Below are 19,352 nucleotides of genomic sequence, written 5' to 3'. Positions count from 1 at the left end.
GTTAAGTTCGTTTGCGTCCACTGGTACGCCGCTTGAGGCTCAATGATGCTTCGTATTCTAGAGCAGCGCCCATACCAAATAACACTCCACTAAACACCCAGAATACTTCTAGTATGTCTCCACTTTGATAATCTAGAAGATAGTTAGTGGCATATTTAAACCACATATCTGCAATGTAGAGCGAAAATGCTGCGGCTGCAATCATTCTCCAGGAGAGAGAAACCTTTCCTCCCCAGAAAGCTAACAACATGATTGTAGCTATAATTAACAGCAGTACATCACTAACTACGTAAAACCAATCTAAGACCATTTTTATTTGTTGCCAAAGAGGAGCTAGTTCTGCTGAAGGTCCTTGATTTTGCTGAGAAATAAACCAAGCAACAAAACTTCCTAAAGCTCCAATTGCAAACACAATTAGCCACTGCCATTTTTCTAAGTTGATGCGTCGGGAGAACAAAGCTAGAGCCATACCTGTACCCAGGAAGAGATAAGTCATTACAAAAAACACATCTGCTATAGACACATCCGGTTCTTGCCCTAAACCTATTTCTATATAGCCGAAAATTATCCCACCTATAAAATAAGCCAGCATACCTAAGCCGATAAACAACCAAACCTTTCGGCTACTGATAATTTGCGTACTCTGCCAATTTCGCCAGCAGAGAACACTTGCACCCAAGTAAGCTGAAGCTTCAAAGATATTGGTTCCCAGCAAATACCAAGCTTCACGGATTTCTTGGCCATTGGGACCAGGGATTTTGGCGCTGAACAATAAAAAGTATAACAGGGCTAACAGCGCCCAGCCAAGACTAATCAAAATGATCTTTTGAGTAGTGAAAATGGTCTTTGGTTTGTAAGAATCGTCGTATGATTTACTCATAGGTTTTCACTAAGTAAATGCACTGTAGCACTATTCTTGACGTAATTGATTGTGTTCCCAGTAGTTGAGCCACTCTGAATTGCTCAGAGGAACACGTAAAATTAGTGCCAATGAACGGTTTCGGTTTGTGATCAAATAATATCCATGCTACTGCCAAAGTTTACGGAGTGGAGATTGATTTAACCAAGTGATAAATATTAATAGTTCTTCTTCTGGCATATTTTGTAGCCTATCCTCTGATTGACGTGCAAAGTTCGTATCACCAAAATATGTTTTTCCTAGTCGGTGCAGTTCTTCCAGGAGAATAATCACATGAGTTTCCTGCCAAGGAGGCAATTTGGGCATTTGTGACGGTTCAACTGTTAGCAAAGATTTGGCTGACTCTAAGGAAGATGCTTGGGGAAATTGTTTTTGCTGTAACATCCCTGTTATATCCTTTTCAAATAAAGCTGCTTGTCGATTACCTAATAAATCTTCAATATCCAAATAAACGGCTTGCAGCAGCAAAATACTAGCTAACGTCAAAATCTCAGCATTGCTATGGCTACCTGTATCATTTTCTAGCTGTTCCAAGCGGATTTTGCCCCAGACGCTATAGCGTTCTGGTTCTTCCAGCAAGACACAGGCTTTACCGCGATTGTCAGTCAGCGATCTCCACAGAGCTTTAGCTTCAACCTCTTGACTGGCTTTGAAAACACTTATCAGGCGAAAGGTTTGCCCCTGATAATGGAGGATCGGCACCTGCTGATCCCGCGTTGGGTGCTGAATAGTTGATATTTCAACATCCTGGCGTTTAAGAATAAACATGGCACTAGCAACTAACTCCTCACAGGGGCTGTTTTGATAAGGGGTATATCATGGACTTGGGCAAGATTGCCAAAAGTATAATTATTTATATTATGGTGGAGGAGAATTAGACATTTGCCAAATACTTTACCCGCATACGCCTTAGACAGCATTGGCGTTCATGGGTAAATTCCCCCTTGAGATCACAATATATCGGAAATATCCCCTTGGTTTCGTTTTTTAGTTTACATCGACTGACTCATGACTTCGATATTAGTCTTGAGATTCTGAATTTTCCCATTTGTTCTTGCTTTTTACTAGGAAAAACATATATAATGGTGTATGATGGCTTTTTGAGATGCCAGAGATTAGTCTTGGGCGCGTAGCTCAGTGGATAGAGCAATTGCCTTCTAAGCAATCGGTCGCTGGTTCGAGTCCAGCCGCGCTCGTTTTAATTCAATATCTCTCAGGTGCTGATAGAGGTTGAACCCAGTAGTGATGCTGCGGCTTTGGTTGCTATAGCTTCAGAAAGCTGAACCTGATTTATTGTTACCAAACCTTCTTTGATAAAGGAATCTCTCACCAAGGCTTTTTCTCCACTGTTAAAGGAAGTTTCATAAAATACTTCTTTAATACCAGCAGATATAATTAGCTTTAAACAAGATAAACAAGGTTCTAAGGTTACATATATACTAGCACTTTCTGTAGATATACCATACTTTGCGGCCTGAGCGATCGCATTTGCTTCCGCGTGTACAGCCCTTGATGGCAGGATTTTACTAGCATCACAACTACTTAAACCTGGATAGCAATATCCTTGAGTTGTACAATGGGCTGAACCAGATGGAGAACCATTGTAACCTGTGGCTACAACTTGCTTATTTTTGACAATTACAGCACCTACCGGAAAAGCTAGACAAGTTGAGCGAGTCGCAGCTAATTTAGCCAACATTAAGAAATATTCATCCCATGTTGGTCTTTGATTATATTCTTCAGATGAGCAAAAATCTTGCATGGTGTTTTAATTTTAAACCTTACTATACTACTTTGCTGACCATCAAAATCTTAGATGCTATTGTTTCCAATTTAATAAAACGTTTTTTAACTGAATTAAAGCATCTTCATCGTCATTAAACTGAATTTCAGCAATCACAGTGGGAATACCGCGAGGAAATCTTGATATCCGCTTACCTGTTTCGTACAGAAGAATGATAGGAATTTTGTTGTTTTCTGCATAAGCTAACTCCATTCCTACACCGAAAGAAAGCGAACCAAGGTAAGCAATAACCAAGTCTGATATACTCACCTGATGCTTATCTTTATCGAAAACCTCACGAGGGGTAATATCAGGATTTTTTACCGGATCAGTGTGTAAATGTGGTACATAAGCTTGAAGACCAATTTCTTCACAAACCAAGCCTATTTTTTCATAAAGTGCTTTAGTTTCTATTGGATTTTCTACGTCAGTTAAAGCACCAGACACATATATTTTGTACATTTTTATTTATTAGTTACGTTGCATTAAAATTTATATTTTTCTCAGTTTTGAATAACCGAAAATTGATTTTCTCACAAAAATATAAATTTTGAATAATAAATATATTTTGCAAGGAAAATAAGGCACACTATTTAGGTGAGCTTGGATTTGTATTATTATTTGGATTTGGATTAGGAGGATTAAAATAAGCAAGTCCTGTAAATAACGCTGATATTCCTGCAAATAATGTGGCTGCTATTATACCGCCTCTAGTCCATCGGGTATCTTCACTTGAACCTAGAAAACTTAGTAATGTGTCTTTTACACCTTTTTTAAGTTCTTGATACTCATCTGATTTGAGCATTCGTTCTTTAAGTTCCTCTCTATTCGTCATCCAAGAATTTTCGTTTTTACTACTATAATATTCCAATATTGCTTGACAGTTGGGTTTTCCCTGAAGCAAATCCAATCTTCCGGCATTATCGGAGTTAGGAGTAATTGACGACCTCGAACTTAATTTTTCAATAGCTAAATAGGCAATTGGTTTGTTAACATTTCTCACATCAATTCGTAGTGGTTTATCTGAAAGATTATGTAGCGGTATACAAAGAACTGCTGCCCAACAAGGATTTACTCTTGTACCAATATGACCTAAACCCTCTGATGCTTGTTCGACTACAGAATAAAGCGAACCTCGAAATTGATTACTAAGCCACACTGATTCATCAGTCCATACTAAAGCTGTATCTCTTGGTAGTATATAGAAAAACTTCTGTTCTTCATTAGGCTTATCTGGGGTTGATTCTGTTTGAATAGATAAGGTTTGTTGTAGTCCCATTGAATAAGCATTCTCACTAGCCGTGAAACATAAATCACTGGCACGTATGCTGCCTTTTAGAAATTTTGATTTGGGAGATGGTTTAAGAGGATGAAAAAGAATTCCTCTTCCCAGTTCCCTGATAATATCCCGATCACTCAAAACTGACATGAAATACTCCCTGAGCCTTAGACAGCATTAGAATTTTCTACAACCATTTTGGGAATGGTTGCTGGTTAGCGGTTACTGATCTTGAACATAAGGCTTGTCAATTTTAATACAATTTGCGGCTTTTTGCAATTCCATACCTAAATATGCAGCATGATCTGGACGTATTGCAGGGGAAGCAGCACAAATTTCTCTGATCAATTTCAAGGCATTTTTACCAGAGTAGCAACCTACTATTTCCCCACTACCCGGGGTTGTATGTGTGACAACAATTTGACCTTCTGCAATTTCAATTAAAAAGTTTCCTGCGGGGTCAGCATAATCTAATTTAGAGCAAATAGCAGCATACTGTTCTTGAATCAGTTGTTCCGCATTACTCCAAGTATCATCATATATGTGCGCCGACTGACTGAGGGTTATCAATGGTCCCATTTTCAAATCATATTCAGAACGTTGAGCAATTTCATCTCGAATATGTTTTTGCAGCGCCCTTAACCCCATTGCATTAGCAGGCCAAGCGGCAAACATATCATTACTTCTCAGAGTTGCAGTTAGTGATAATTCATTATCAACAACTCTCAACCAAATATGATTTAAACAAGGACTACCACCTTTTTCATGGTCTTTCACATCCCATAAAGTCATGACTGCACTAGCAGCATCAATTTCTCCAATTAATTTCTGAATTACTTGTTCAATTTGATCTCGTCCAAACCAAGAACGCAAACGCTGACCATAGGTATATTTCACACCTTCCCGATGGGGTGAATCATCTAAAATTTGCGAAATATATTCTTCTAAAAAGCTTTTATCTATTGGTAAATAATTAGGTTCAGGAAAATAAAAATCCGCAGGTTCATCGGTGACAACTGCCATTAAATCTATTAATTCTTGCCATTTCCCATCATAACCTGTAGGTCTAATTGTACCTGTAGTTTTAATACGATGAATGATTTTTACCCAAGTTTCAGCGATAGTTTTACCTTCTATTCGATGTCCATAACGTGTTCCAGGTAAAACTGTGGGTTCAACTGTAGACATAGGAAATTCTAATGGTATTCCCCAAGGTGCAATTGCTGGTTTTTGGGCATAAGATTTAATTTTTTCAACTGCTTCAGAAATAGATTTAGCTTCTTCAACTTCTACCGCATGACGCAGTTTTTCTAAAGCATTGATATCAATATCTATATCTATATATCCAGGAATGGTAGAACGAATTACCCAAGATTTACGTCCAGTATCGCTTAAATTTTCTTCAATACCATTACGGAAAAAGTCTAGTAAGCATTGAGACGCACCAGCATTTTGATCTTCTTTAGTAGCGTTGATAACAAGCAGATAGCGAACATGAGGATTCAATAACAAATTGCGAATTAGTAGATTTATACCTCTAGTAGGTGAATATAACTGCCCAATGACAGCATATTCTGATGGTTGCAGGTGTTTAGCGATCGCTTGCTTCACTGTCCAACCTGTAATTACTGCTGTTTGCCCATTTCCATAAATCAACTGGTTGGGTTTGTGCTGTGCTGCATACCGAAATTGAGTTGCGTGACCTGTATGTGTCATCGTTAGCTTAATTTTAAAATAAAAGAATAACCTTTAACTATAGCACAAAATACGATATTCATGCCTGTTCTGAAACAATTTATCTTTTTATCACCTTAGAGGTAATTTTATTCTTTACAAATATTAATTTTGTTGTTACAGTTCTTTACATAACGAAAAACAAGGGGAATAAATCAATGCGTGCAAGTGGTTCCATGATTGACGATCAGGGCAAAATGAATAATTTCGCGGTCGAGCCAAAGATATATGTAGACGAACAAGGCGATCGCACCGGCTTTACACCTTATGCAGAACTGCTCAACGGCCGTTTAGCAATGATTGGTTTTATTTCCCTGATAGCATTAGAAGTATTCACAGGACACGGTGTGGTCGGACTTTTGGCAAGCCTGTAAAAATCAGTGAGAATATTGTTAAATAATAGTTTACAAACTAGAGAGACGGGAATTTTCCCGTCTTTAAATTTTGGAAAAATTTAATGCTATGTTGACAATAATCGGCTTAACAAAGTCGATTGCAGCATTATATTTATCGGGAGATCTATGGTTTTAACTGCTTCAACAATGTTACCGCTAGGTACAAAAGCACCAGAATTTCATCTACCAGAAGTGGTATCTGGAGAAAAGATTTCACTTGCTACTTTTGCAGATAAAAAAGCATTGCTAGTGATGTTTATTTGTCGGCATTGTCCATTTGTGAAGCATATCCAACACACATTAGCCCAATTAGGAAAAGATTACTTTAACAGTGATTTAGGTATTATTGGCATTAGTGCTAATGACGCTCAAAATTACCCAAATGACGCGCCAGAATCATTGAAAGAAATGGCAATAGAACTTGGTTTTCAATTTCCCTTATGCTACGACGAAACCCAAGCAACAGCAAAAGCTTACACAGCAGCTTGCACACCTGATTTTTTCCTGTTTGATAAAGAAAGAAACCTAGTGTATCGCGGACAATTAGATGATAGCCGCCCCAGTAACAACAAACCTGTAACAGGTGCAGATTTACGCGCAGCTATAGAAGCTGTTTTAGCTGATCAACCAGTTACAAGTGAACAACAGCCAAGTGTAGGTTGCAATATTAAATGGAAACCAGGAAACGAACCTAGTTATCAGTAAATCGTGAACCACTGATAAGTACAGACGTTCCGCATGATAAGTACAGACGTTCCGCCGGAACGTCTCTACAACTGACGACTAATTATCAGTGGTCGATTTCCAAATTTAGTATATAGCGTCCCAATTGTACCTTTTCTGACCACAATTCATAGTCAAGTCGCAAATGTTCGGGTAAATTTTGTCCGCTGAGATTCAAACTATTAGTAAAATTACGTAAACGGATTGGCTTGTGTTGTTGCAATGATTCATTGGGTAACCAATAACGAGTAACCCCATAAACTCCTTGTTCCCAGAAATGGCGGTAACTCACTTGAGTGTTACCTTGCATAGTCATAGTTACTCGGTAAGGTGAAATTTCCAACCACAAAATTCTGGGACTAGTGGGGATGTCAACATTTTTTTGAGTTTGAGGAGATGGATCTTCTGGACTGATTAAACTTCCTACTTCACAAGTAATTAAAGGTGGTGCAGTCAATAGTAAATGAAATCGGTCAGTATCTTTTTGATACAATGTTCCAGCAGTTTCCACAACAGACCAAACTGGCAAGTCTGTAGAAATAATTGATAAACAAACAGGTTTGCGATGATGAGTGAGCATGGGAGCGATAAGTGCTAGAAGCGGTTGAATAAAATTAAATGAACACTAGGTGATCTAAAAACTGAGTTTAAGCAACTAGATAGTAAAACCTGCTTAATATTAACCGAATCTACTGATTTGTTAATATAGATAAATAGGATGCAAAAAGGTACGAATTAAGGCTAAACAACAAAAATGTTGCGGTTTCTGGCAATAATCACTATGTAGTAACTACTTGTGAATATTTTTCTCAAGACTCTCAGAATCTAACCTCAAAATAATGAAATTATTCTTGTAGCAATGATCCATGATATTACACTTTATACTTTAATTGTGCGGAAGTTTTATTAAGTGCCAGGGGACACACAATTGGTCAGTAAGTTAATTGGTATAAATAAACATAATAGTCAATCAAATCCCAGACCTCTCAAAGAAGTCTGGAAGCTATAGGATTTATATCCTGAGTGTTTTATATTTATAGGAATTACGCAAGATTGAACTCAAAACCTGATTCTTGCGTAGGGGTAATTCATGAATTACCCCTACTTCGGTTCTGTTATTTTGACCTAAGAGGTTGTTTGAAAAGTATTAGATGAAACCAATAATCTTCAGCAACCTAACCCCCCTTCCCCCCTTCCCTACGAGGGAATGGGGGTTTCAAAGCCTCTCCCCGCGTCGGGGAGAGGTTTGGAGAGGGGTTTATTTATACATTCAAAACTTTTAAAACATCCTCTAACTTATGCAAAAGCAGGACTTAAGCAAAATTATGAAAAAACGCATCCCTTACGGTAGCGGGAGGCATACAGCAAAGGACACGTTCGCCGTGATCGAGGAGTAGGCGTTCCCGTATGCTAGGAATAAGAGTTTCAGCTAGTTCTTGCGTAAGTCCTAAAAAGGTAACTATTGGATAACAAAAAGCGATAGGATACTAGGGAGAAATTCACCAGTGGCAGCATCAGAAGTCACTGAGAGATTTTTATTATATTCAAAAGCTAGTGTATCCTAATGTCGGCTGCTGTTATAACTTTAAAAACTCAAGAAAACGCTTCTCATAACTTAATTATTCAGCGTCCTCCCGCTGGACTGTCTTTGCAAGGTCGCATCCGCGTTCCTGGGGATAAATCTATTTCCCATCGGGCTTTAATGTTGGGTGCGATCGCTGAAGGTGAAACTGAGATTCAAGGACTGCTTTTAGGAGAAGATCCCCGCAGCACTGCTCACTGTTTCCGGGCGCTAGGTGCGGAAATTTCGGAATTAAATACAGAGTTGGTGCGGGTTAAAGGTATTGGTTTAGGGAACTTTCAAGAACCTGTGGATGTATTGAACGCGGGTAACTCTGGTACAACCATCAGATTGATGTTAGGGCTGTTAGCTTCCCATCCTGGGCGGTTTTTTACGGTGACAGGTGATGACTCTTTGCGATCGCGTCCCATGTCCCGCGTTGTCAAACCTTTACAACAAATGTCCGCAGAAATCTGGGGACGCAAAGGTAACACCTTAGCACCTTTAGCGATTCAAGGACAAGCTCTTAAACCGATTCATTATCATTCTCCCATTGCTTCGGCGCAGGTAAAATCCTGTATTTTGTTGGCTGGTTTAAACACTGACGGTAAAACTACTGTCAGTGAACCTGCTTTATCACGAGATCACAGTGAACGGATGTTAAGGGCTTTTGGGGCAGAATTAAGTATAGACCCGGAGACTAACAGCGTTACCGTGACGGGGAATGCGAAATTATATGGACAAAAGGTGGTTGTTCCCGGTGATATCAGTTCTGCGGCTTTTTGGTTAGTTGCAGGTTCTATTATTCCTGGTTCTGAGTTGGTGGTGGAAAATGTCGGTGTAAACCCTACCCGCACGGGAATTTTAGAAGCCTTAGAAATGATGGGTGCAGATATCCAGCTAGAAAATCAGCGGGAAGTTGCTGGGGAACCGGTCGCAGATTTGCGGGTGCGTTCTAGTAGGTTAAAAAGCTGCACTATTGCTGGGGATATTATACCTAGATTAATTGATGAAATTCCCATTTTGGCGGTAGCTGCAACTTTTGCAGAAGGGACAACAATTATTAGAGATGCGGCGGAGTTGCGAGTTAAAGAGAGCGATCGCATTACCGTGATGGCGCAACAACTCAATAAAATGGGTGCTAAAATTACCGAATTACCCGATGGGATGGAAATTACTGGTGGGACGACTTTGGTGGGTGCTGAGGTAGACAGTCATACAGATCATAGAATAGGTATGAGTTTAGCGATCGCTGCTCTCAATGCTAGTGGTACTACGACTATTCACCGTGCGGAAGCTGCGGCTATTTCTTATCCTAATTTTACTAATACTTTGGTAGAAGTTTGTCGATAAATATACCAGGGGATTTTTGATTTTCCCCTGTTTTTTGATATAAGAATATCTCACGCAGAGGCGCAGAGAGGAAGATTGAGGTTTTTGATGTTTTTACACTAATAGATTTTCTACACCTGCTGTTGTTGCTGTTGTGGCAACTTGAATAACCCTACTATATTGTAATCGCCATTGTAAAGCATTGGAAATTGTCAGGTAGCCAATTTCTGGTGGTTGTTGCAAAATTCTTTCTGCTAGTGCTTCACGGCCGATTTCATCTAAAGGAAAATTGCGTTCTTCTAAAAAAGCTATCACATCATCTTTATTTCCATTGCGGCGTAAAATTTCTCTGATACCGTAGCTTGTTTGATAATCTCCAGTGCGTTCCTTATCTACAAAAACAACATTCTGGAATTTTAAATTAGCATTACGAGAACTATGATCATCAATTTTTTCGTATGCAAATATTAACAAATTATATCCTAAACCATAGACTTTTTGACTGGCATTTTTAAATGGACAAGAAGATTGAGGTTGTTTAATTGATGTTACTTTTAAATCAACTTCTAGTCCAGGAAAATCAATTCCTAATGCAGCACTACCAAGGGTGTATTCGTACCTTGTAGATAAATATTGATTAAAAGCAGATTCAACATAAGTTCCTACTGCTTTTCCATCTGTAACCCCATACAAATTATGGATTGGTGTTGCACTTAGTTCTAAACAAAAATGACGTGCAGCAGTTTTCAAAGATTCTAAAGTTAGTAATTCCATTGTTTATTCAAATTGCCAAACTTAATTGCTGCCAATTAGATTTAGTAAACTCAATATTTATTTTACCAATTCTTTGACATACCCATTCTACACAAACAGGAACAATTGCATTACCATATAAAGCATATTGATCGTAAATTCTTGCTACTCGACACCAATCATCAGGAAAACCCATCAATCTGGCATATTCAACATTAGTTAAACGCCGAAATTTATCACCTACTTGATAACGTTCATAATGTCTTGATGTAGAAGCAGTTAAGGTTGATGCAATTCCATTAATTCCGAATATTGTATAACCTAGTCTTGAACCTCCATCTTGATTATATAATAATTCCACACCATGACAATAACGATTTACAAACTTACTTTTTTTAATCCGTTCTAAAGTGTCAATAGTAAAATCAAACTGAGCATCTACCATTGCTTCATCTTGAAGAATATCTTTTAGTTTCTGTCTAGGTTTAATATCCGGTAAAGCTGGAAGATTTAGAGTTAACATTTGATTTTTATAAGCCATTCCCCAGTTATAATTTTTACCTTTATTGACAACTATAGGTATCATATACTTGTCTACTAATAGTTCTATCTCTTCTAAATCAATCACATCTGGTTTAGTTAAAAAAACAGATGTACTTTCTAACAAATGAGAAGTTATATTTGTTGAATTTAACTTAGTACCAAAAATAAAAATCCTGTCTCTATTTTGAGGTATACCAAAACTGATGGGGCTAATAATTCTCCATTCAATCAAATAATCTAATTCAGATAGTGCATTTAAAATAACTCGGAAATGATAGCCATTTTCCATTGTTAAAAGTCTTTTGACATTTTCCAAGAAAAAATATTTAGGTTGTTTCTCATCTATAATTTCTACAATGCGTTCAAATAAAGTTCCTCTAACGCTATCTCTCACACCAAGTTTTTTACCAGCAGGGCTAAATGGCTGACAAGGAAAACCAGCAGTTAAAATATCATGATTAGGTATATCTGATATAGGAATTTTGTTGATATCTCCTAAAACTATTGAATTCTTCCCAAAGTTACTTTCATAAACTTGATAACTTAGTTCATTGATATCATTAGCCCAGATAGTTTCAATATTTGCATTTTGCAAACCCAAGCGAAAACCACCGATACCAGCAAATAATTCTACAGCTTGTAGGTTGTTTGTTTTCATGTATAGTTAAGTTTAAAAGATAGGTTTACTCATCTGTAAAATAGTCTGAATCTATTTTTTTGATTTCGTAAATAGAGACAGTTGATACACCGACATGATTATCAATCATTAATTGAGCTAATTCTTGTCCATCTATTAAAACAATCTTACTATCTATTATAGATACATATTCTCTAGCGTCTTGAGAAAATTTAGAAGTAGTTATAAAAACACCTTTTCTCGCTCGTTGTCCATGTAAAGCGCCGACAAATTTTTGAATTTCTGGTCTACCAACAACTGTATTATCCCATCGTTTAGCTTGAATATAAACAATATCTAAACCTAATTTATTTTCTTTAATTATCCCATCAATTCCCCCATCTCCACCTTTACCAATTGCTCTCCCTGCGTCACGTCTTGAACCACCGTAACCCATTTTTACTAATAAATCGACTACCAACCGTTCAAAAAAATCAGGTGAACAACTTTTAACACGGTTCAATAATTCTAACTCTAATTCTTTTCTAATTTTTTGATAACCAAATTCTATAGATTCTTGGGGTGTAGTTTCGGATATTTCTATAATTTCTGGTTCTGATTCTGATTTATCATTATCTTTTTTACTGGTTTTAAATTCTATAAACTCTGGAAATTGATTGAGAAATTTGAGATTAATTTCCGCAGGATTTTGACTTAATACTTCCTTTCCTCGTTCTGTAATTTGAAAAAACCCGCGTTTTGGATCTTGTAATAAACCAGCTTTTTTCAAATGAGTTCTAGTCCAACCTACTATATTATCAAAAACAGCTTGCTGTCCACTGGGTAATAATTCCTTTTTTTCCTCATCACTTAAATTAAACACATCAGCTAAATATGTAATAGCTTCTCTTAAAGAATGTTCCTTACCATCACCTGCATATTGCAGCAAAGGAAGCATAATAGATTGAAAATCAGGAATAGCCATTTTTCGCAAATTCTTAAATTAAGCCATCAAATTTTATACCATATTTTACCCTCTCCTCCGCGCCTCTGCGTCTCTGCGTGAAATAAATCTATAATATAGAAGATAGAAAAACTACAATATAATTTACAAACTTATGACTAACCCACATCGTCCCCAAATTCTCAAACCTAGTGAAACATACACATTTCGCAAATACTTTGATTTAAGATTTGCACCTGCGGATATTTTACAAGAACTAGGAGCAACCTTAACCAAAAGTACAATTAATTTACCAACAACTAATAATCAAATTACTAGATTAGCTGATTTGAAAGAAAGATTAGAAGAAGCAATTCAAAGAGTGAGTCTCACCAGCGAAGCTGCACGTAGAGAAGTATTAATTGCTCCTATTTTATTAGAAATAGCCCATATTACTCAAGCAACAATTAATATTGAATATCCCATAGAAATCAATCAATTTTTACGAGGTGATTTAGATTATTACCTACAATCTCAACATCAAGTATTAGTTGTAGAAGCAAAACAAGCAGATTTAACACGAGGGTTTACTCAACTAGCAGTAGAATTAATTGCTGTAAATGAATGGATATCAACAGATGAACCCATATTATATGGTGCTGTCACAACAGGAGATATTTGGCAATTTGGTAGTTTTCAACGTGATGAAAGAATCATAACTCAAGACTTAATGTTATATCGAGTTCCCACAGATTTAGAAATATTAATGAAAATTTTAGTAGGGATTTTAAATAAAAATTAATCAAAATATCTTTAATTCTTCCTTTGCGTCTTTGCTCCTTTGTACCTTTGCGCGAAACAAATTATTTTTCAACCAAAAAATAAACCCCCTGCAAAAAGCAGAGGGAATAATCAAACCTTACTCTTTCGCTTTTGGTTTAAAAGTCGAAGCTACATGAAGTTCTTTCAACTGCTTCGCGTCCACATTTGAAGGTGCATCTGTTAACAAACAACGCGCTTGTTGAGTCTTTGGAAAAGCAATTACATCACGAATTGATTCTTCTCCAGCTAACAACATTACTAAACGGTCTACACCGTAAGCAATACCACCATGAGGAGGTGTACCATATTCAAAAGCTTCTAACAAAAAGCCAAATTTACTTTGTGCTTCTTCTGGTGATAAACCAATAGCTTCAAACACCTGTTCTTGAATTTCTCGCTTATAAATTCGCAGACTTCCACCACCAACTTCAAACCCGTTAAACACCAAATCATAGGCTTGAGAGCGGGCGGTTTTCAAATCATTGATATCATCAGGATGGGGTGCTGTAAATGGATGATGTAATGCTTCTAATCTTTTCTCATCAGCATTCCATTCAAACATCGGAAATTCTGTAATCCAGAGTAAGTTAATTTTATCTGGTGGAATTAAATTAAATTCCCTAGCTACAAACTGACGAATTCTATCTAAAGTTTTATTTACAGTACCAGTATCAGCAGCTGCAAATAATAACAAATGACCTTCTTTTGCACCTGTGCGGGTTAAGATTTCCTGCTTTTGTTCTGGTGTCAAATTATCTTTAATTGCGCCAATGGTGTCAATTTCGCCATTTTCCCGCACGCGAATATAAGCTAAACCTTTTGCACCGGCTTCTGCTGCTTGTGTGAAAATATCACCTTTTGGTTTAATGCGAACATTAGAAATTGCATCGTTACCGTTAGGAATAGGGAGAATTTTCACGATTCCACCGTTAGAAATTGCATCTTTAAAAACTTTGAAACCAGAATCTTTTAAAACATCAGAAACATCAACTAATTCTAAACCGTAGCGGGTATCTGGCTTATCACTGCCATATTTATTCATCGCGTCAGCGTAAGTGAGACGCGGAAAAGGACGGGGTAAATCAATTCCTTTAACGGTTTTGAAAATGTGACAAACTAACTTTTCATTGAGTTCAAGAATTTCATTTTCCGACATGAAACTCATTTCCATGTCTAATTGTGTAAACTCCGGTTGTCTGTCTGCGCGTAAGTCTTCATCCCTAAAACATCGCGCCAGTTGATAGTATCTATCCATGCCTGATACCATCAATATTTGCTTAAATAGTTGGGGTGATTGGGGTAAAGCAAACCATTCACCTTCATTAACGCGACTGGGAAGAATATAATCCCTCGCACCTTCAGGAGTGGAACGGGTAAGAATAGGGGTTTCAATTTCGATAAAACCTTCGTTATCTTCCAGGTAGCGACGCACAGCTTTAACGACTTGGTGACGCATCTGTATATTTTGTGTCATGCGTTCTCGTCTCAAGTCTAAATAACGATATTTTAACCGCAAGTCTTCCCGCACGTTTTCTGTGTCTGCGGTGGAAACTTGGAAAGGTAACTGTTTGCGGACAGCGTTGAGGAGTTCAATTTGATCTGCGTATATTTCTACTTCACCAGTAGGGATACGAGAATTTAAGGATTCTGGGGGGCGTTGGGTGACTCTACCTGTGATTTTAACAACGTATTCATTGCGTATGGCGTTGGCCTGTTCGTAGGAGTCTGGGGTGCGTTGCGGATCGCTGACGATTTGGACTATGCCAGAGCGATCGCGTAAATCTAAGAATATCACGCCCCCATGATCGCGGCGACGGTCTACCCAACCGTAAAAGGTAACAGTTTCTCCAATATGCTCTTTTCGGAGTTCGCCGCAATAGTGAGTTCGCATAGTGATTAGTTCTTTTTTTTCGGGCTAGAGGGGTGAATAAATGTCAAGGCTTTCCCATTATCTAGCATCAACACTAATTGTAATCATTTTGGGTCAAGAAAAATCAATCTTTTTAGAAGTCAGGAGTCAGGAGTCAGGAGGTTATTTATTCTCCCCTGCTCCCCTGCTCCCCTGCTCCCCTGCTCCTTTTCTTCTTCACTGTCACCTGTCACCTATTCCCTGTCGCCTCACACCGTCACCGCTTCCCGCACTTCTACTGGTTCACCAGTCAAGCTAAAAGGACGAACTTCGGTAATTTTCACCTTGACTATTTGCCCTCTGAGTTCGTTAATATCGCCTGTGAAGAAGGTGAGACGATTTCCGCCTGTGCGTCCCATCACCTGAGTTTTATCCTTGGTGTTTTGCTCTTCAACTAACACTTCTTCAATTCTGCCAAAGTAACGCTGCGATCGCTCTGCTGCTTTAACGTTAACTAAATGGTTTAATCTTTGCAAGCGATCGCTCTTCACTTCTTCGCTCAATTGATTATCCCACAAAGCCGCAGGTGTACCCGGTCGGGGTGAATATGCAGCAGTATTCAACAAATCAAAACCAATATCATCCACCAATTTCAGAGTATTTTCAAACTGTTCCTCTGTCTCCCCAGGAAAACCCACAATTGCATCTGCGCTAATTGAAGCATCCGGCATATAACGACGAATAGTATCAATAATCCGGCGATATTTTTCGTGCGTGTAACCCCGTGACATTGCCTTTAGAAGCTCATTATCCCCAGATTGGAAGGGAATATGGAAGTGTTCGCACACCTTGGGCAATTCCGCACAGGCTTTAATTAATCGTTCTGTAAAATAACGGGGATGGCTAGTAGCAAATCTGAGCCTTTCAATCCCAGGCACATCATGAACATAATAGAGTAAATCTGTCAAGGTGTTTAGGTGACGGCCTTCGGGAGTTGAACCTGGTAAATCTCGTCCGTAAGCATCAATATTTTGACCCAAAAGGGTAACTTCTTTATAACCTTGTTTTCCCAATAGTTCCATTTCCGCGCGAATAGCTTCTGGTGTGCGAGACTGTTCCACACCGCGCACGTTGGGAACTACACAATAAGTACAACGCTCATTACAGCCATAAATGACATTTACCCAAGCTGTCACTTTACTATCACGACGGGGTTGGGTGATATCTTCTAAAATATGTACTTCTTCCGTAGCAACAACTTGATTACCATCAAAAACAGACTCTAGCAAATCTTTGAGGCGATTAGCGTGTTGCGGACCCATTACTAAATCTAATTCTGGCACACGACGCAACAAAGCCTCACCTTCTTGTTGAGCGACACAACCAGCAACGACTAAAGTTAAATCAGGTTGTTCATGCTTGCGTTTTGCCTGTCTACCCAGGTAGGAATAAACTTTCTGTTCGGCATTATCCCGAATTGTACAAGTATTATAAAGAATCACATTTGCATCATTAGGATCTTCTGACCATTCAAAGCCCATGTCTTCTAGTATGCCAGCCATGCGCTCTGAGTCGGCTTTATTCATTTGGCAACCGAAGGTAGTAATGTGGTAGCGGCGGTTCATGGTCATGGGGAATTACGCTGAATCAGTATCATCTATTTTAAGTCTATTGACTATTCTATCGAAACCTATGACCACTAAACTGTAGTTGCTGCATAAGCAGAATATTGCTCATTAGCACTGATGCCATTTATAGCCACACCTAAAACATTTTGGTCAGCTTTTTCCAACATTTCTTTAGAGAGAGAAATACTGGTAGAATCAACCACTTTAGGTCTGACGACAAACAGAATTCCATTGACCAATTTACCTAAAATAGTTGCATCCGCAGCTACAGTTAAAGGCGACGTATCTATAATTACAAAATCATATCTTTGGGCGACCTGTCCCACAAATACAGCCATTTGACTAGAATCCAACAGGGCGGCTGAGTTGTTATTTGGTTGACCAGCAGTGATCACTTTCAAATTAGGTGTAATTTCCACTACAGCCTGATCAACATCCAAATCACTTCTGAGAATGTTACTCAAACCTGCTTGATTTGAAATGTCCCAGATTTTGTGTTGACTGGGATTACGCAAATCAGCATCGACTAGTAATACATCCCGTCCTAATTGAGAGATAGAAAAGGCTAAATTGGCAGCAATTGTAGATTTACCTTCTTTTGGTACAGCACTAGATACCACAATCACCTTCACTGATTGTTCTGCATTAAAAAATCTGAGGTTAGTTTGCAGCATCCGAAAAGCCTCGCTGATTTGTGAATCAGGCTGTTTTCTGACAATTACTTCTGGAGTGAAACTACCATTGGGGAAAGGCGGAATATAACCTAGAAAAGTATATCCCAGTAAGTCTTTCGCAGATTTTGGGTTTTTGATAGTCTTGTCCAATCTTTCCAAAACCAAGGCAGTAACTACCCCTAAAACGATTCCACCTATTAAGCCTGGCAATAAATTAATATACCTGTCAGTCGTCAGTGGTACTGAAGGAATTAAGGCAGGTGCGACAATCATGGCATTACTCACTTGTAAATTTTCCGCTACCTGGAGTTCCTGATACCTGGCCAACAGATTTTGATAACTAGACTCAGTTGCAGCTATTTCCCGTTCTAGCTGACGTTGCTGTAATTCTAGCTGTGGTAAGATATTAGCCCTTTGTTTATAAGATTCGATTATTTGAGCTAAAGATTTGAGCCTGACTTGTAAACTTAATCTTTCGGCTTCAGCAGCAGCATATTGGCCAAGAAGTTCCTGTTGTAAACCAAGAGTTTTCAGTTGTAATATCCTATCCGGATCTTGGAGATTATTCAAACGTCCTGCTTTACTGATCAAACTTTGTTCTATCCGCTTCTCCAGTTCTTTTTTGAGGACAGCCTCTTGTTCTTTGAGATCAATCATCGTTGGATGGGTGTCTGTCAAACGTAACCCTACAACAGCTATCTTTTTCTGAAGATCTTGTAATTGTTCCTGAACTGCGTTTATTGATGGCGATTCACCCGCAAAACTCGCAGTTATAGCATCTTGTAAAGTGACACCAAACAATTTTTGGATTGTTTGCATCCGGGCAGTTTGTGAAGATAAATCCGATTTAGTTGCGGCTACTTGTTTTTCTAGACCCGTAAGAATACTTGCACTTGATGCGGCTTCGGCTTTTAAATCCAAAACTCTGTGTTGCTGTTTAAAAAATTGTAGTCTGCGTTCAGATGTTTGTAATGCAGCTTTACTCAGTGGCAACTGTTGGGCAATAAAGTCTCTGGCAGACTTGGTTTGCTTGCGGTTCGCATTGATATCATTTTCTATATATATCTTCATTAAAGTGTTAACAATTGAAACCGATCTTTTGGGAATTTTATCTGTATAATATATTTCAATAATATCTGTATTTTCAATATTTTTTACTTTCAGACTTTTGAGAAATTCTGTGGGTTTAATATCGAGAGCAAGGGTATTTATCGTCTTTTCAGCTAAGGGTAGAGAATGCAAAACTGCTACCTCGGTTGCCAATGGTCTACCACTGACTGAACTCTCCAACTGTCCTAATTGACTACCTACTCCTGTTAGGGAAGATGTGGCGTTCTTTTTCAGTACCAGCTGGCCTCCTGCCTGATAAACGGGAGTTTCTATGACGGTTTTAACTACACTCAATGCCAAAAGAGTTAAAAAAACTATAGAAGCGGGCAACCCCCGGCGCTTAAGTATAGACCAATACTGCAAATGTTTTTCCATATTCTTTTTTCGGTAGTTTGATTTTGATTTTTGTGATGTTCAGATTTTGAATTCTGTATAAGCTCGGCTAACAGAATAGAATTATATACAGATAAAAATGCGTATTTAACTTGAAGATTGGAAATTACTTGTACTAGAAAGATGATGTTGATTTTACACCACAAACACAGTCTAGTCAAAATTACTAATAACTCAGGTTTGTTATGGATTTATCTCATAACATGGGTGACAAGTTTATTTAAATTTGATAATATTTGTCAATATCTTATGATATTATTTCAGTTCATCTTATCAAAGTTTACAATACTTTTTA

At 38.2% G+C, this 19,352-nt stretch carries 17 protein-coding genes and 1 tRNA gene; 5 read left to right on the top strand and 13 right to left on the bottom strand.

The features are described 5' to 3' along the window. Nucleotide 1 precedes the first annotated feature (1 nt). On the bottom strand, nucleotides 2-880 hold the full coding sequence (locus tag H6G06_RS11265) for a hypothetical protein (protein WP_190560082.1): 879 nt from the start codon (nucleotides 878-880) through the stop codon (nucleotides 2-4). A gap of 147 nt (nucleotides 881-1,027) precedes the next feature. Then, nucleotides 1,028-1,687, bottom strand: a complete 660-nt coding sequence (locus H6G06_RS11260; protein WP_190560080.1) for an Npun_F0813 family protein — start codon at nucleotides 1,685-1,687, stop codon at nucleotides 1,028-1,030. A gap of 355 nt (nucleotides 1,688-2,042) precedes the next feature. On the opposite strand from H6G06_RS11260, the gene H6G06_RS11255 reads away from it, so the two are divergent. Further along, a tRNA-Arg gene (locus tag H6G06_RS11255) sits at nucleotides 2,043-2,115 on the top strand. Between the two features lie 17 nt (nucleotides 2,116-2,132). Here the strand turns inward: H6G06_RS11255 and H6G06_RS11250 are convergent. The 4 genes from H6G06_RS11250 to H6G06_RS11235 form a co-directional block, all read right to left on the bottom strand. Beyond that, nucleotides 2,133-2,681 carry a deoxycytidylate deaminase gene (locus H6G06_RS11250; RefSeq protein WP_190560077.1) on the bottom strand — a complete coding sequence of 183 codons (549 nt, stop codon included), beginning with the start codon at nucleotides 2,679-2,681 and terminating at the stop codon, nucleotides 2,133-2,135. A 57-nt stretch (nucleotides 2,682-2,738) separates the two neighbouring features. Further along, nucleotides 2,739-3,164 (bottom strand): XRE family transcriptional regulator, encoded by a 426-nt coding sequence (locus H6G06_RS11245; protein ID WP_190560075.1) that lies wholly within the window; start codon nucleotides 3,162-3,164, stop codon nucleotides 2,739-2,741. A gap of 127 nt (nucleotides 3,165-3,291) precedes the next feature. Beyond that, nucleotides 3,292-4,131, bottom strand: coding sequence for a dCTP deaminase/dUTPase family protein (locus H6G06_RS11240; protein ID WP_190560074.1), 840 nt, complete (start codon nucleotides 4,129-4,131; stop codon nucleotides 3,292-3,294). Nucleotides 4,132-4,203: 72 nt separating this feature from the next. Continuing rightward, nucleotides 4,204-5,697 carry a thymidylate synthase gene (locus tag H6G06_RS11235; RefSeq protein WP_190560072.1) on the bottom strand — a complete coding sequence of 498 codons (1,494 nt, stop codon included), beginning with the start codon at nucleotides 5,695-5,697 and terminating at the stop codon, nucleotides 4,204-4,206. A gap of 176 nt (nucleotides 5,698-5,873) precedes the next feature. Between H6G06_RS11235 and H6G06_RS11230 the strand changes: the two genes are divergently transcribed. Then, nucleotides 5,874-6,089, top strand: a complete 216-nt coding sequence (locus tag H6G06_RS11230; RefSeq protein WP_190560070.1) for a chlorophyll a/b-binding protein — start codon at nucleotides 5,874-5,876, stop codon at nucleotides 6,087-6,089. A gap of 147 nt (nucleotides 6,090-6,236) precedes the next feature. After that, the gene (locus H6G06_RS11225) at nucleotides 6,237-6,815 is read left to right on the top strand and encodes a thioredoxin family protein (RefSeq protein WP_190560068.1); all 579 of its coding nucleotides are present in this window, start codon (nucleotides 6,237-6,239) and stop codon (nucleotides 6,813-6,815) included. Between the two features lie 85 nt (nucleotides 6,816-6,900). On the opposite strand, the gene H6G06_RS11220 is transcribed toward H6G06_RS11225, so the two are convergent. Then, nucleotides 6,901-7,413, bottom strand: coding sequence for a hypothetical protein (locus H6G06_RS11220; RefSeq protein ID WP_190560066.1), 513 nt, complete (start codon nucleotides 7,411-7,413; stop codon nucleotides 6,901-6,903). A 984-nt stretch (nucleotides 7,414-8,397) separates the two neighbouring features. On the opposite strand from H6G06_RS11220, the gene aroA reads away from it, so the two are divergent. Next, nucleotides 8,398-9,747: a 3-phosphoshikimate 1-carboxyvinyltransferase gene (aroA, locus tag H6G06_RS11215; protein ID WP_190560064.1), complete on the top strand. Its 1,350-nt coding sequence runs from the start codon at nucleotides 8,398-8,400 to the stop codon at nucleotides 9,745-9,747. A 93-nt stretch (nucleotides 9,748-9,840) separates the two neighbouring features. Here aroA and H6G06_RS11210 read toward each other — a convergent pair whose 3' ends face one another. The 3 genes from H6G06_RS11210 to H6G06_RS11200 are packed head-to-tail and all read right to left on the bottom strand — an operon-like array spanning nucleotide 9,841 to nucleotide 12,623. Beyond that, nucleotides 9,841-10,500, bottom strand: a complete 660-nt coding sequence (locus H6G06_RS11210) for a type II restriction-modification system restriction endonuclease (protein ID WP_190560062.1) — start codon at nucleotides 10,498-10,500, stop codon at nucleotides 9,841-9,843. Between the two features lie 7 nt (nucleotides 10,501-10,507). Continuing rightward, on the bottom strand, nucleotides 10,508-11,680 hold the full coding sequence (locus H6G06_RS11205) for a DNA cytosine methyltransferase (RefSeq protein WP_190560060.1): 1,173 nt from the start codon (nucleotides 11,678-11,680) through the stop codon (nucleotides 10,508-10,510). A 25-nt stretch (nucleotides 11,681-11,705) separates the two neighbouring features. After that, on the bottom strand, nucleotides 11,706-12,623 hold the full coding sequence (locus tag H6G06_RS11200; protein ID WP_190560058.1) for a restriction endonuclease: 918 nt from the start codon (nucleotides 12,621-12,623) through the stop codon (nucleotides 11,706-11,708). A gap of 133 nt (nucleotides 12,624-12,756) precedes the next feature. On the opposite strand from H6G06_RS11200, the gene H6G06_RS11195 reads away from it, so the two are divergent. Next, on the top strand, nucleotides 12,757-13,383 hold the full coding sequence (locus H6G06_RS11195) for a hypothetical protein (protein WP_190560056.1): 627 nt from the start codon (nucleotides 12,757-12,759) through the stop codon (nucleotides 13,381-13,383). A 117-nt stretch (nucleotides 13,384-13,500) separates the two neighbouring features. Here H6G06_RS11195 and aspS read toward each other — a convergent pair whose 3' ends face one another. The 3 genes from aspS to H6G06_RS11180 all read right to left on the bottom strand — a co-directional run bounded on the left by aspS (nucleotide 13,501) and on the right by H6G06_RS11180 (nucleotide 19,039). Further along, nucleotides 13,501-15,294, bottom strand: a complete 1,794-nt coding sequence (gene aspS / locus H6G06_RS11190; protein WP_190560054.1) for an aspartate--tRNA ligase — start codon at nucleotides 15,292-15,294, stop codon at nucleotides 13,501-13,503. A gap of 227 nt (nucleotides 15,295-15,521) precedes the next feature. Beyond that, nucleotides 15,522-16,883 carry a tRNA (N6-isopentenyl adenosine(37)-C2)-methylthiotransferase MiaB gene (gene miaB, locus H6G06_RS11185; RefSeq protein ID WP_190560052.1) on the bottom strand — a complete coding sequence of 454 codons (1,362 nt, stop codon included), beginning with the start codon at nucleotides 16,881-16,883 and terminating at the stop codon, nucleotides 15,522-15,524. Nucleotides 16,884-16,951: 68 nt separating this feature from the next. After that, complete coding sequence (locus tag H6G06_RS11180) at nucleotides 16,952-19,039, bottom strand: GumC family protein (protein ID WP_190560050.1); 2,088 nt, start codon at nucleotides 19,037-19,039, stop codon at nucleotides 16,952-16,954. Nucleotides 19,040-19,352: the final 313 nt, after the last annotated feature.

The organism is Anabaena sphaerica FACHB-251 (assembly GCF_014696825.1).
GTDB lineage: Bacteria > Cyanobacteriota > Cyanobacteriia > Cyanobacteriales > Nostocaceae > RDYJ01.
This window is presented reverse-complemented; position numbering and strand designations above follow the sequence as displayed.